Here is a 13,643-nt window from a genome sequence, read left to right as displayed (position 1 = left end):
AACTCGCTGTGCCCCTCCGGCGCGAGACCCGCTCCACGATTGGTGATCCTTGCATTCCCCTGCCGACTCGCTCGCCCCGGACTGGCTCGTCGTACCCGATGACGCGAACGATCTGCCGACCTCGGTGTGGCCCGCCTCCGCCGTGCGCGACGCCGAGGGGACGCTGACCCTCGCCGACATCCCGGCGACGACGCTCGCGCAGCACTACGGCACCCCGCTGCTCGTGCTCGACGAGGACGAGGTCCGCACCAGGGCGCGCGCGTTCCGCACGGCGTTCGACGCGGCGGCCGCGGAGCACGGGACGACCGCTCAGGTCTACTACGCAGGCAAGGCGTTCCTCAGCACCGTGGTCGCGCGCTGGGTCATCGACGAGGGACTCCGCATCGACGTCTGCACCGGTGGCGAGCTCGAGGTCGCGCTCGCAGCCGGCGTGGCGCCGGCATCCCTGGGGTTCCACGGCAACAACAAGTCCGTCGTGGAGCTGGAGCGTGCGGTCGAGGTCGGCATTGGCACGATCATCGTCGACAGCGCGATCGAGATCGAGCGGCTCGCCGCGATCACCGCTCGAACCGGCGCCGTGCAGCGCGTGCTCGTGCGCGTCATCAGCGGCGTGCACGCCGAGACGCACGACTTCCTCGCCACCGCTCACGAGGATCAGAAGTTCGGATTCCCGCTGGCGGATGCCGAGGCAGCCGTCGCACGCATCCGGGAGATCCCCGGTCTGGACTTCGCCGGACTGCACTGCCACATCGGATCGCAGATCTTCGGGGTCGCGGGCTTCCGGGAGTCGGCATCCCGTGTCCTGGAGCTGCACGCCGCTCTGCTGGCCGGCGGCCCGGTACCGCAGCTCAACCTCGGCGGCGGCTTCGGCATCGCCTACACGAGCGTCGACGACCCCACGCCGATCGAGACCCTCGCGGGCGAGATCGTCGCCGCAGTGGCCGAAGGCTGCGCGGCGCGGGGCATCGCCGTCCCCGCGCTCTCGTTCGAGCCGGGGCGCGCGATCGTGGGCACGGCCGGCGTCACGCTGTACGAGGTCGGCACCACGAAGGACGTCGAGCTCGAGTCCGGAGCCGTCCGCCGGTACCTCAGCGTCGACGGAGGCATGAGCGACAACGCGCGCACGGCCCTGTACGGCGCCCAGTTCTCGGCGCGCCTGGCGTCCCGCGTCGGCGTCGGCGCCCCGCAGCTCAGCCGCGTCGTGGGCAAGCACTGCGAGTCCGGCGACATCGTCGTCGACCACGAGTACCTGCCGGATGACGTCGCACCGGGCGACCTCCTCGCCGTGCCGGCGACCGGCGCGTACTGCGCGTCCCTCGCGAGCAACTACAACCACGTCCCGCGTCCGCCGATCGTCGCGGTCCGCGACGGCCGGTCGACCGTGATCGTCCGAGGCGAGACCATCGCCGATGTCCTGTCCCGCGATGCCGGGATCCCCGCGGTGGAGTCGGCGCAGGGCTGACTGCCCGGCCGATCCGCCCGGAAAGCACCACCCGTCCCACCCCTCCGAAGGAGAAGCTATGACGACTGAGTACCGACGACTTCGGGTGGCGCTGCTCGGCGCCGGCGCGGTCGGCTCCCAGGTCGCCGCCCTTCTGCTGCGTCACGGCGACGAACTCGCCGACCGCGCGGGAGCATCGCTCGAGCTCGCCGGCATCGCCGTGCGCAACCTCGACGCGCCGCGCGACGTCGACCTGCCGAAGGAGCTGTTCACGACCGATGCCGAGTCGCTGATCCTCGGCTCCGACATCGTGATCGAGCTGATCGGGGGCATCGAGCCCGCGCGGGCGAACATCCTGCAGGCGATCGGTTCGGGGGCGGACGTCGTCACGGCGAACAAGGCGCTCCTCGCCACCCACGGCCCCGAGCTGTTCGAGGCTGCCGACCGGGTCGGCGCCTCCGTCTACTACGAGGCCGCGGCCGCCGGTGCGATCCCGATCATCCGACCGCTGCGGGACTCCCTCGCCGGAGACCGGGTGGTGCGGATCATGGGCATCGTGAACGGCACGACCAACTACATCCTCGACCGGATGGAGACCGAGGGAGCCGACTTCGCCGATGTGCTCGCTGACGCCCAGCGCCTCGGATACGCCGAAGCCGACCCGACGGCCGACGTCGAGGGCTACGACGCGGCGCAGAAGGCCGCGATCCTCGCGAGCCTCGCCTTCCACACGGCCGTCCCGCTCGACGCCGTGCACCGCGAGGGCATCACCTCGATCACCGCGTCGATGATCGAGGAGGCGCGCTCTGCGGGCTTCGTGATCAAGCTGCTCGCGGTGTGCGAGCGCATCGACGTCGACGGCTCGGAGTCGATCTCCGTGCGCGTGTACCCGGCGCTCGTGCCGCAGTCGCACCCGCTCGCCTCGGTGCACGGTGCGAACAACGCCGTGTTCGTCGAGGCGGAGGCCGCGGGCTCGCTCATGTTCTACGGCGCGGGCGCCGGGGGAGTGCAGACGGCCTCGGCCGTGCTCGGCGACGTCGTCTCCGCCGCCCGCCGACACATCGCCGGCGGCGTGGGCGTGGGGGAGTCGACCAGGGCGAACCTGCCCGTCGTCCCCATCGGCCATGTCACGACTCGCTACCAGATCACGCTGGAGGTCTCGGACGCCCCCGGTGTCCTCGCGACGGTCGCCGGCATCCTCAGCGACGGCGACGTGTCCGTCGCGACGGTCGTGCAGACCGTGGAGGGCGAGGACGAGCCCACCGCACGTCTCGTGATCGGCACGCACCGTGCCACGGATCAGGCGCTGAGCGCGACGGTCGACGCCCTCGCCGGAAGCTCCGTCGTCGAGCGCGTGGTCTCCGTGCTGCGCGTCGAAGGCGAGTGACGGTGGCCCTCGGACGCACCGTCGAGGTCACGGTCCCCGCGACCAGCGCGAACCTCGGCCCCGGTTTCGACACGCTCGGCCTCGCGCTGAGCGTCTACGACACGCTCCTCGTCACGGAGCTCCCCGCGGGCGAGCTCGACATCGAGGTGTCGGGTTCGGGCGCCGACGAGATCCCGCGCGATGCGTCGAACCTCATCGTCCGCACGATCGCGCACGTGTACGCGGATGTCGCACGCCCCATGCCGGGGCTGCGGATCGTCGCCGAGAACGGCGTCCCGCACGGGCGGGGACTCGGCTCGTCCGGAGCCGCCGTCACCGCCGGCATCCTGGCGGCCAAGGGGCTCCTCGACGGCGACGTCGAGATCGACGACACCGACATGCTGCGCCTCGCGACCGAGATCGAGGGGCACCCCGACAACGTCGCGCCCGCCCTGTTCGGCGGCCTCACGATCGCCTGGATGGGAGACCGCGGCCCGCAGCACAAGAAGCTGCTCGTGCACCGCGGCGTCTCTCCGCTCGTGCTCGTCCCCGCCTACACGATGTCGACCTCGGCCGCGCGATCGCTGCAGCCGCCGCAGGTGTCGACGGCCGACGCGGTGTTCAACGTCTCGCGATCGGCACTCCTGATCGCCGCGCTCATGCAGAGCCCTGAGCTGCTGCTCGACGCGACCGCCGACCGGTTGCACCAGGACTACCGTGCCGGGGCGATGCCCGAGACGCAGCGCCTCGTGCAGGCGCTGCGCGCGGCGGGTTTCGCCGCCGTCGTCTCGGGCGCGGGGCCCAGCGTGCTCGTGCTCGCGGACGGGCCCGGCAGCCGACAGGATGCTGTGGAACTGGCCGCTGCGACCACCGACACCCCGTGGGACGCGCTGCTGCTGGCGGTCGACGTCCGTGGTGGTACAGTGGGGACTCGAGCGGAGGGCTCCACGTAGGTTCGTGAATCTGGCCCCATTGCAACTCTGCAAGATCCGCACGCCAAACCCCTGACGCACCTATCTGTCGTGAGCGCCGCCCTCATCCTGAGCGCGGTTCTCACCGAGAGCCTGGTGCGGGGCCGGCCGGTGCCGAGCACCAGCCCGTGCGATCGTGCGCAGCACCCGTTGCGCACGTACCGCTCATGTCTTCGAGACCAAAGAGGGAGCACTCGTGGAGAACTTCTCCGAGACCCAGAACGACCAGGCGGCTCCGGCCGCCGAGGCCCCGGCATCCGCAGCGGCCCCCGCCGTGACCGAGGCGCCTGCCGAGGCCGCGCCCGCCCGCAAGCGCGCCCCGCGCCGGGCGAACACCGCGACGGCGGCCGCCAAGGCCGAGAAGGCCGCGGAGAGCGCCGCCGCGGCACCCGCGGCCGACGCCCCGGCGTCGGCTGATGCTCCGGCATCTGCTGACGCTCCGGCCGCCGATGCCGAGGCACCCAAGGCCAAGGCCCCGCGCCGCAGCCGTGCGAAGAAGGCCGACGCCGAGCCGGCGGCAGAGGCCGCTCCGGCGACGGACGCGGCGCCGGCCGAGAGCACGCCCGATGACAAGAAGCCCGCTGACGCGCCGAGCGATGCGGCGGCCGACTCCGCTGCCGAGCCCAAGAAGGGCCGCGGGCGTCGTCCCGCCAAGAAGGCCACCGCGGAGGCGGACGTTCCCGCCGCGGCCGAGGAGAAGCCCGCAGAGCAGGCACCCGCCGACGCGGCGTCGTCGAACGACTCCGCCTCCGAGGGCGCCGATGGCGAGGAGCAGGGCGGCCGCAGCCGCAGCCGCAACCGCAGCCGCAACCGCGGTCGCGGCCAGAACGGCAACGGTCAGGGCGAGCAGCAGCAGAACGCTCCCGCAGATGACGAGCAGGGCGGTAACGGTCGTGGCCGTCAGCGCAACAAGCGCCGCGGCGGCACACAGACCGACGAGTTCGAGACCGAGATCGGCGAGGACGACGTCCTGATCCCGATCGCCGGAATCCTCGACGTCCTCGACAACTACGCCTTCGTTCGGACGACCGGCTACCTCGCGGGTCCCAGCGACGTCTACGTCTCGCTCGGCCAGGTCAAGAAGTACAACCTGCGCAAGGGCGACGCGATCGTCGGCTCGATCAAGCAGCCGCGTGAGAACGAGCAGCAGGGGCGCCAGAAGTACAACGCGCTCGTGAAGGTCGACTCGATCAACGGCCTCTCGGTCGACGACGCCGCCACGCGCGTCGAGTTCGGCAAGCTGACCCCGCTGTACCCGCAGGAGCGTCTGCGCCTGGAGACCGCGCCCGAGAAGCTCACTCAGCGCATCATCGACCTCGTCGCTCCCATCGGCAAGGGTCAGCGCGGACTCATCGTCGCGCCCCCCAAGGCCGGCAAGACGATTGTCCTGCAGCAGATCGCGAACGCGATCGCGCAGAACAACCCCGAGGTCCACCTCATGGTCGTGCTCGTGGACGAGCGCCCCGAAGAGGTCACCGACATGGAGCGCTCGGTCAAGGGCGAGGTCATCGCCTCGACCTTCGACCGCCCCGCCGAGGACCACACGACGGTCGCCGAGCTCGCGATCGAGCGCGCCAAGCGCCTCGTCGAGCTCGGTCGCGACGTCGTCGTGCTGCTCGACTCGATCACGCGCCTCGGTCGTGCGTACAACCTCGCCGCCCCCGCCTCGGGGCGCGTGCTGACCGGTGGAGTCGACGCCTCGGCTCTCTACCCGCCCAAGCGCTTCTTCGGCGCTGCGCGCAACATCGAGAACGGCGGTTCGCTCACGATCCTCGCCACCGCGCTCGTCGAGACCGGCTCCAAGATGGACGAGGTCATCTTCGAGGAGTTCAAGGGCACCGGCAACAGCGAGCTGCGTCTGTCGCGCGCACTCGCCGACAAGCGGATCTTCCCGGCCGTCGACGTCAACGCGTCGAGCACCCGCCGTGAGGAGATGCTGCTCTCCGCCGACGAGGTGAAGATCACCTGGAAGCTGCGTCGCGCCCTCGCCGGCCTCGACCAGCAGCAGGCGCTCGAGGTCGTGCTCGGCAAGCTCAAGGAGACCCACTCGAACGTGGAGTTCCTCGTGCAGATGCAGAAGTCGATCCCGACGCTGCCGGCCGGCGGCCACGGGCACGACAACAACATCCGCTGAGCGGAGCGACGGTGTTCGAGTCCGTCCAGACTCTGATCGACGAGCACCGCCGGGTGCAGGAGGAGCTCTCCGACCCGGCGGTGCACGCCGATGCCGCGCGCGCCAAGCGTGTCAACCGGCGCTACGCCGAGCTATCGCGCATCGTCGCGGCGCATGAGGCGTGGGTCGCGGCATCCGACGATCTGGAGGCCGCGCGCGAACTCGCCCGTGAGGACGAGGCGTTCGCCGACGAGGTCCCGGTGCTCGAGCAGGGTCTGCAGGCGGCGCAGGAGAAGCTTCGACGCCTGCTGATCCCGCGTGATCCCGATGATGCGCGCGACGTGATCATGGAGATCAAGGCGGGGGAGGGCGGCGCCGAGTCGGCGCTGTTCGCCGCCGATCTGCTGCGCATGTACGTGCAGTACGCGGCGTCGAAGGGCTGGAAGACGGAGCTCCTCGAGCGCAACGAGTCGGACCTCGGCGGATACAAGGACGTGCAGGTCGCGATCAAGGGATCGTCGTCCGACCCCGCTCAGGGCGTGTGGGCTCACCTGAAGTACGAGGGCGGTGTGCACCGCGTGCAGCGCGTGCCGGCGACCGAGTCGCAGGGGCGCATCCACACCTCCACCACCGGCGTGCTGGTGTTCCCCGAGGTCGACGAGCCCGAGGAGATACAGATCGATCAGAACGACCTCAAGATCGACGTTTTCCGCTCGTCGGGTCCCGGCGGGCAGTCCGTGAACACGACGGACTCGGCGGTGCGCATCACCCACGTGCCGACCGGCATCGTCGTGTCGATGCAGAACGAGAAGTCGCAGCTGCAGAACCGCGAGGCTGCCATGCGCGTGCTCCGCGCTCGGCTGCTCGCGAAGCAGCAGGAGGAGCTGGATGCGGTGGCGTCGGATGCGCGCAAGTCGCAGATCCGCACGATGGACCGGTCCGAGCGCATCCGCACCTACAACTTCCCGGAGAACCGGATCGCGGACCACCGCACCGGCTTCAAGGCGTACAACCTCGACCAGGTCATGGACGGCGCTCTCGAACCGATCATCGAGAGCGCGATCCAGGCCGACGAAGAGGCGCGTCTCGCCGCCGTCGGCTCCGACTCCTGACCGTCTGTTTCTGCCGAACGGCACAAATAGCGTGCGTGCGGCGACCATTCGCCGCAAATAGATGGGCCCTGTGGACGGCCCGCACGCGCGCGGTTCCGGTTCGTGCACTCTTGCGTCATGCCACGACGCCGCCCCGAGACTCCTTCCCGACTGCCCGAGGCGTTCACGGTCGCTGAGGCCGGGCAGCTCGGCGTCGGGAGATCCGCGCTGCGGGGCGACGATTTCGAGACGATCTTCCACGGCGGCCGACGTCGTCGAGACCTCGACCCGGCCGGTCCCGACGACGCACCGTACTGGGCGCGGCGCTCCGCAGAGTTCGAGCAGCTCATCAGCGCCTACATCCCGCTCATGCCACCGCACGCGTTCCTCTGCGGGACGACGGCGGCTCATCTGTGGCAGATCCCGCTGCCGTCGAGGGTTCCCGCAGTGATCGAGGTCGGCGTGTTCCGTCTGCGTACCGCACCGGTGAGACCGGGGCTGCGGGGGCGGCAGTTCACGGCATCCTTCGTCCTCGTCACCGATCTCGGCGGCATCCGTGTCACTGACCCCGCCTCGACCTGGGCGTCGCTCGGCCGAACGCTGCGTGAGGATGAGCTGATCGTTGCGGCGGATCACGTCCTCCACATCCCGCGGCATCCCGGCGGGTTCAGACCGGTGACGGAGTCCGCGCTCGCCGACCGCGAGCGCCTCGAACGCTTCGCAGAGCGACGAGGCCGCCCCGGTGCGCCGGCGCTTCGCCGCGCTCTGGAGCATGCGCGCACGGGATCGGCGTCGCCTCCGGAGACTCAGATCCGGCTGCTCATCCGCGACGCGGGGCTGCCAGAGCCGGTCCTCGATCACGACGTCTACGACGGACGAGGCCGATTCCTCGGATGCAGCGAACTGGCGTATCCGGACCTGCGTGTGGCGATCGAGTACGAGAGCGACGGTCATCTCCTGCGCCATCAGCTCGAGCGCGACATCGACAAGTACCAGGCGTACGCCGAGGCGGGGTGGGTGACGGTTCGCCTGACGTCGGAGCACGTCTATCGCTCGCCCCACGAGGCCATCCGTCGGATCCGTGAGGCCTGTCGCCGCGCCGACCGCGACTCAGGCCCGTCTATCTCTGCCGTATGACGCAAACCGAGCGTCTGTTTCTGCCGTTCGGCAGAAACAGACGGGCGTGGAGCGCTCCCACATGCGGGCTGCGCGAGCGCTATGCTCGGGCCGTGATCACGTTCCTGTTCCGCTCGTTGATGTACGTCGTCTCGGCGGGTCTCGGCCTCATCGTCGCCGACCTCCTCCTCGACGGATTCCGGATCCAGTGGGACCGCTGGTGGGGCTTCGTCATCTGCATCCTGATCTTCGCGATCCTGCAGAGCGTGCTCGCACCTTGGGTCAGCAAGCTGGCCGACCGCTACGCGCCCGTGCTCATGGGCGGTATCGGGATCTTCTCGACGCTCATCGCGCTCGTCATCGTGGTGCTGCTGCCGATCGGCGGTCTGCGCATCGTCGATGTGACGGGATGGCTGCTCGGCGCGGTCATCGTCTGGCTCATCACGGCGCTGGGAAGCGTCCTGCTGCCGCTCATCTTCCTCCGTAAGGAGGTCGGGGAGAAGCGCGGCCGCCGAGCCGCACGCTGAGCAGGGGCGGTCAGATCGAGTACTCGGGGGCGGTCAGCAGTGCTCGCGTGTCATCGTGCGAGGTCCGTGCGCGCGGCTTGGCGGGAACGCCCACCAGCACGCTGTCGGCGGGGGCGTCGCGCGTCACGACGGCATTGGCCCCGACGACGGAGTGGGCGCCGACCGTCACCGGCCCGAGGATCTTCGCCCCGGCGCCCACGGCGACGCCGTCGCCGAGGGTCGGATGCCGCTTGCCGGCGTCCCGCGTACGGCCTCCGAGCGTCACCCCGTGGTACAGCATCACGTCGTCGCCGATCTCGGCGGTCTCGCCGATCACGACGCCCATCCCATGGTCGATGAAGAAGCGTCGGCCGATCCGCGCGCCGGGATGGATCTCGATGCCGGTGAGCCAGCGGGAGATCTGCGAGCCTCCGCGCGCGAGCAGTCGCAGCCGCCGACGCCACAGCGCGTTCCAGACACGGTGCGCCCAGATCGCGTGCAGTCCGGGGTAGAGCAGAGCGACCTCGAGGGAACTACGAGCGGCGGGATCGCGCAGCCGGGCCGCCGCGATGTCCTCGCGCATTCGACCGATGACGTCCATCGGGCGGGTCAGGCCTCGCGCAGGTGCTCGTACAGAGCGGTCGACAGGTAGCGCTCGCCGAACGACGGGATGATCACGACGATCGTCTTGCCCGCGGCCTCCGGTCGCTTGGCGATCTCGAGCGCGGCCCAGATCGCCGCGCCGCTCGACATGCCGACCAGGATGCCGTCCTTCGCTGCCGTGTCGCGTGCGAGGCGGATCGCGTCGTCGAACTCGACGTCGACGACCTCGTCGATCACGTCGCGGTCGAGGATCTGGGGAACGAAGTTCGGGCCGATGCCCTGGATCTTGTGAGGACCGGGGTGGCCCTCGGTGAGGATGGGGGAGTCCTTGGGCTCCACCGCGATGACCTTGACGCCGGGGACGCGCTCCTTGAGCACCTGGCCGACACCGGTGATGGTGCCGCCCGTGCCGATGCCCGCGACGAAGTAGTCGACGTGGCCGTCGGTGTCGCGCAGGATCTCCTCCGCGGTGGTCTTGCGGTGGATCGCCGGGTTCGCCTCGTTCGCGAACTGCTTGGCGAGCACGGCGCCGGGGGTCTTCTCCGCGATGGCCTCGGCCTCGGCGACGGCGTGGGTCATGCCCTTCGTCGGGTCGGTGAGCACGAGTTCGGCCCCGAACGCCTTCAGCAGCATCCGCCGCTCCTTCGACATCGACGCCGGCATCGTCAGGATGACCTTGTAGCCGCGGGCCGCGCCGACCATCGCGAGAGCGATGCCGGTGTTGCCGCTGGTGGCCTCCACGATCGTCCCGCCGGGCTTCAGCTGGCCGGACGCCTCCGCGGCGTCGACGATCGCGATCCCGAGGCGGTCCTTGACGCTCGACGCCGGGTTGTAGAACTCGAGCTTCGCGAGGATCGTCGCATCGACCCCCTCGGCCACTCGGTTGAGCCGGACGAGCGGGGTGTTGCCGAACGCCGTGGTGATGTCGGAGTGGATGCCGGGCATGAGGAGCCTTCCTGGATGCGGGGTGACTGATGCCCAGCCTAGGCGAGACACGATCAGGGGTCGCCAATGTGACACCCTCGTGCCCCCGTACGCTGGATCCATGCCCGACACCTCTCTTGCCTCCCTCGTGCGCGCCGCGGTGCAGCGGCTCGCTGACGCCGGGGTGCCGGATCCGCTCGTCGACGCCGAGCTCCTCGCGGGACACGTCCTGGGGATGCGCCGCGGCGAGGTGCAGGCGGCTCTGGTGCGGGGCGACACGGTCTCGGACTCCCGCTCGATCGCCTTCGACGAGCTCGTCGCACGTCGCACCGTGCGCGAGCCGCTGCAGCACATCACCGGGGTGGCGCCGTTCCGTCATCTGGAGCTCGCGGTGGGGCCCGGCGTCTTCGTGCCGCGCCCCGAGACCGAGACCGTCGTGCAGTTCGCGATCGACGCGCTGCTCGCCTCGCCCGATCCCGCGCCGATCGCGATCGATCTGGGAACAGGCTCGGGGGCGATCGCGCTTGCGATGGCCACCGAGGTGCCGCACGCGCGAGTGTTCGCGACCGAGCTGTCGCCCGAGGCCTTTCCCTGGGCCCGGCGCAACACCGCGGGAGTGCCGAACCTCACGCTGGTGAACGAGGACCTCGGCGAGGCGTTCCGCGACCTCGACGGCTCGGCGTCGGTCGTCATCTCCAACCCGCCTTACGTTCCGGATGCCGCCGTGCCCCGCGATCCCGAGGTGCGGCTGTTCGATCCGCATATGGCCCTGTACGGGGGAGAGGACGGCCTCGACATCGTGCGCATCCTGAGCGTCAGAGCCGCCGAGCTGCTGAGATCAGGGGGACTGCTGGTGATCGAGCACGGCGAGCTGCAGGGCGAAGAGATCCGCAGCATCCTCACCCGCGACGGGTGGCGGGCCGCTGCCACGCATCGCGATCTCACGCTTCGAGACAGGGCGACCACGGCCCTGCGTCCCTGACGGCATCGTCATCGGTCGCACAGGCGTCGGCCGTCTAGAATCGGAAGGTCATGTCCTCCATCTTCGACTGCGGCGACGAGTCCGAACTCCTCGCCGGCATGCGTCACGCGCGCCAGGCCATCGCTCGGGGCGAGCTCATCGTGATGCCCACCGATACCGTGTACGGCGTCGCGGCCGACGCCTTCTCGCCCGCCGCCGTGCAGCGGCTCCTCGATGCCAAGGGGCGCGGACGGAACCAGCCGCCGCCCGTGCTGATCGGCTCGAAGGAGACGCTCGCAGCCCTCGCTGAATCGGTGCCGGAACCCGTGCAACGCCTCGTCGACGCGTTCTGGCCCGGTGGTCTGACCATCGTCCTCCCCGCGCAGCCGTCCCTGGTGTGGGACCTGGGGGAGACCCAGGGCACGGTCGCCGTCCGGATGCCGGAGGGCCGGGTGGCGCTCGAACTCCTCGCCGAGACCGGCCCGCTCGCTGTGTCGAGCGCCAACCTCACGGGTCGGGACGCGGCGATCTCCGCCTACGACGCCGAGCGGATGCTGGGCGACAGCGTCGCGGTGTACCTGGCCGACGGCATCAGCAAGGAGGGCGTCGCCTCCACGATCGTCGACGCGACATCGCTCGTGCCGCGCGGCGCCGAGCCGACGACCGGCCTGGTGCGCGTGCTCCGGCAGGGCGCGATCAGTCGTGAGCGTCTCGAGGACGTCCTCGGCGACCTGCTCGAGCCGGGGCCGCCGCTGCAGCAGGACGAGGACCTGTGAAGCAGTACCTCCTGACGGCCGTCATCACCGCCGCGATCACGTTCGCGTTGACCTGGGCGGTGTGGAAGCTGAGCCTGCGGTTCAAGCTGTACCCCGAGATCCGCGAGCGCGACGTGCACAAGACGCCCACGCCGCGTCTCGGCGGCGTCGCGATCTTCCTGGGCATCGCGATCGCGATGGGGGTGTCGGCCGCGAATCCGTTCTTCGCCACGATCTGGATGCCGCCGCAGACCATGTGGTCGATCCTCGCGGCCGCACTGCTGATCGCGGTCATCGGGGTGGTCGACGACCTGTGGGATCTCGACTGGATGATCAAGCTCGGCGCGCAGTTCCTCGCCGCCGCGATCATCACGATCGGCGGCGGGCTGCAGATCCTGTCGCTGCCGTTCGGCGACCTGATCGTCTTCTCCAGCTGGCTGAGCATCACGATCACGATGTTCGCGATCGTGATCGTCATGAACGCGGTGAACTTCATCGACGGGCTGGACGGCCTGGTCGCCGGCGTCTGCCTGATCGCGAACGGCGTGTTCTTCGCGTACTCGTACATCCTCACGCGCGACACGGGCGCCTCGAGCTACTTCAACCTCGCGTCGTTCCTCGCGGCCGTGCTCATCGGCGCGTGCATCGGCTTCCTGCCCTTCAACTGGAGCCCGGCGAAGCTGTTCATGGGCGACTCCGGCGCGCTCGTCCTCGGCCTCCTCATGGCCACGTCGGCGATCGCCGTCACCGGGCAGCTCGAGCCCTCGGCGCTCGACCTCGAGCGCCTGGGCCGCTCGCAGCTGCTCGGAGCCTTCATCCCGATACTGCTGCCGTTGCTGGTCGTGCTGCTGCCGCTGCTCGACTTCGGCCTTGCGGTGCTCCGCCGCATGAACGCGGGAAAGTCGCCCTTCTCACCCGATCGCAAGCACCTGCACCACCGGATGCTCGACCTCGGGCACCGCGACCGCGACGCCGTGCTGATCTTCTACGCCTGGACCGCGATCATCTCGATCGCGGTGCTCCTGATGTACGTGGGAGCCCGCGAGGACTGGCCGGGCCAGTACCTGCCAGGGGTGGGCTTCGGCGTCCTGGGCATCGCCGCCTGCCTCGTCATCACCCTGATGCCCTCCCGTCGTAAGCGCACCACGACGGATGCCGAGTCCGACCCGACACCCGTGGAGTCACCATGAGCCCGAACCCCGTATCCAGCACCCCCATCCTCCGCAGGACCCTCGTCTGGTCGGTGGTGTCGACGGTCGTGCTCGCCATCGGCGCCGCGACCGTGGGGTACATCGTCGCGGAGGGGGAGGGGCTCGTCAGCGGCTTGCTGGGCGTGCTGATCGCGGCGGTCTTCCTCGGGATCACTGGCGCCAGCATCCTCATCGCCAACCGCTGGTACGGCGAGCCGCTGTACGTGCAGTTCTTTTTCGCCATCGTGCTCGGGGGATGGCTGCTGAAGATCATCGTCTTCTTCCTGGTCATCGTCGTGCTGAGGGATCAGCCCTGGATCCAGCCGACGGTGTTCTTCGTCTCGATCATCGCGGGTGTGCTCGTATCTCTCATCGTCGACGCCGTAACCATCGGCACCATGCGCCTGCCTCACGTCAGCGATTCCTCGCTGCCGACGGAGGTTCCGGAGGACGCGGCCCCGGGGGCCGCTCCCTCTGAGGACGGCCCCGCGAGGTCTTAGGCCACCCTCAGATTCTGATAGTGTTGACACGTGCCCGCCGCTCGCCCGCGAGCGCTTGCGCCTGAAGCACACCGACCATCGTCGCTCCGGTTCTGACCGGTGCCCC

The 13,643-nt window shown here is 69.9% G+C and carries 13 protein-coding genes; 11 read left to right on the top strand and 2 right to left on the bottom strand.

Annotated elements, in window-relative coordinates; all coding sequences use genetic code 11:
* Nucleotides 1-49: 49 nt before the first annotated feature.
* The 7 genes from lysA (at nucleotide 50) to MRBLMX7_RS02880 (ending at nucleotide 8,625) form a co-directional block, all read left to right on the top strand.
* On the top strand, nucleotides 50-1,462 hold the full coding sequence (gene lysA / locus MRBLMX7_RS02910) for a diaminopimelate decarboxylase (protein WP_363366112.1): 1,413 nt from the start codon (nucleotides 50-52) through the stop codon (nucleotides 1,460-1,462).
* Between the two features lie 58 nt (nucleotides 1,463-1,520).
* On the top strand, nucleotides 1,521-2,828 hold the full coding sequence (locus MRBLMX7_RS02905; RefSeq protein ID WP_050721293.1) for a homoserine dehydrogenase: 1,308 nt from the start codon (nucleotides 1,521-1,523) through the stop codon (nucleotides 2,826-2,828).
* Nucleotides 2,825-3,760 carry a homoserine kinase gene (gene thrB, locus MRBLMX7_RS02900; protein WP_363366111.1) on the top strand — a complete coding sequence of 312 codons (936 nt, stop codon included), beginning with the start codon at nucleotides 2,825-2,827 and terminating at the stop codon, nucleotides 3,758-3,760. The genes MRBLMX7_RS02905 and thrB overlap by 4 nt, the downstream gene beginning before the upstream one ends.
* Nucleotides 3,761-3,974: 214 nt before the next feature.
* Complete coding sequence (gene rho, locus MRBLMX7_RS02895; RefSeq protein ID WP_363366110.1) at nucleotides 3,975-5,912, top strand: transcription termination factor Rho; 1,938 nt, start codon at nucleotides 3,975-3,977, stop codon at nucleotides 5,910-5,912.
* Between the two features lie 11 nt (nucleotides 5,913-5,923).
* Nucleotides 5,924-7,003, top strand: a complete 1,080-nt coding sequence (gene prfA / locus MRBLMX7_RS02890) for a peptide chain release factor 1 (RefSeq protein ID WP_363366109.1) — start codon at nucleotides 5,924-5,926, stop codon at nucleotides 7,001-7,003.
* 117 nt (nucleotides 7,004-7,120) lie between these two features.
* Nucleotides 7,121-8,119 (top strand): hypothetical protein, encoded by a 999-nt coding sequence (locus MRBLMX7_RS02885; protein ID WP_363366108.1) that lies wholly within the window; start codon nucleotides 7,121-7,123, stop codon nucleotides 8,117-8,119.
* Between the two features lie 92 nt (nucleotides 8,120-8,211).
* Nucleotides 8,212-8,625: a hypothetical protein gene (locus tag MRBLMX7_RS02880; protein WP_363366107.1), complete on the top strand. Its 414-nt coding sequence runs from the start codon at nucleotides 8,212-8,214 to the stop codon at nucleotides 8,623-8,625.
* 10 nt (nucleotides 8,626-8,635) lie between these two features.
* Here MRBLMX7_RS02880 and epsC read toward each other — a convergent pair whose 3' ends face one another.
* Both epsC and cysK read right to left on the bottom strand, forming a co-directional pair.
* Nucleotides 8,636-9,205 carry a serine O-acetyltransferase EpsC gene (gene epsC, locus MRBLMX7_RS02875; RefSeq protein ID WP_363366106.1) on the bottom strand — a complete coding sequence of 190 codons (570 nt, stop codon included), beginning with the start codon at nucleotides 9,203-9,205 and terminating at the stop codon, nucleotides 8,636-8,638.
* Between the two features lie 8 nt (nucleotides 9,206-9,213).
* Nucleotides 9,214-10,152, bottom strand: coding sequence for a cysteine synthase A (cysK, locus tag MRBLMX7_RS02870; RefSeq protein ID WP_363366105.1), 939 nt, complete (start codon nucleotides 10,150-10,152; stop codon nucleotides 9,214-9,216).
* Nucleotides 10,153-10,252: 100 nt separating this feature from the next.
* Between cysK and prmC the strand changes: the two genes are divergently transcribed.
* The 4 genes from prmC to MRBLMX7_RS02850 are packed head-to-tail and all read left to right on the top strand — an operon-like array spanning nucleotide 10,253 to nucleotide 13,537.
* The gene (gene prmC / locus MRBLMX7_RS02865) at nucleotides 10,253-11,113 is read left to right on the top strand and encodes a peptide chain release factor N(5)-glutamine methyltransferase (RefSeq protein ID WP_363366104.1); all 861 of its coding nucleotides are present in this window, start codon (nucleotides 10,253-10,255) and stop codon (nucleotides 11,111-11,113) included.
* Nucleotides 11,114-11,163: 50 nt separating this feature from the next.
* Nucleotides 11,164-11,868 carry an L-threonylcarbamoyladenylate synthase gene (locus MRBLMX7_RS02860; RefSeq protein WP_363366103.1) on the top strand — a complete coding sequence of 235 codons (705 nt, stop codon included), beginning with the start codon at nucleotides 11,164-11,166 and terminating at the stop codon, nucleotides 11,866-11,868.
* Nucleotides 11,865-13,037 (top strand): glycosyltransferase family 4 protein, encoded by a 1,173-nt coding sequence (locus MRBLMX7_RS02855; protein WP_363366102.1) that lies wholly within the window; start codon nucleotides 11,865-11,867, stop codon nucleotides 13,035-13,037. The genes MRBLMX7_RS02860 and MRBLMX7_RS02855 overlap by 4 nt, the downstream gene beginning before the upstream one ends.
* Nucleotides 13,034-13,537 (top strand): hypothetical protein, encoded by a 504-nt coding sequence (locus MRBLMX7_RS02850; RefSeq protein WP_363366101.1) that lies wholly within the window; start codon nucleotides 13,034-13,036, stop codon nucleotides 13,535-13,537. Before MRBLMX7_RS02855 ends, MRBLMX7_RS02850 begins: the two co-directional genes overlap by 4 nt.
* Nucleotides 13,538-13,643: the final 106 nt, after the last annotated feature.

The organism is Microbacterium sp. LMX7-1.2, from assembly GCF_040675935.1.
In the GTDB taxonomy this organism is placed as follows: Bacteria; Actinomycetota; Actinomycetes; order Actinomycetales; family Microbacteriaceae; genus Microbacterium.
This window is presented reverse-complemented; position numbering and strand designations above follow the sequence as displayed.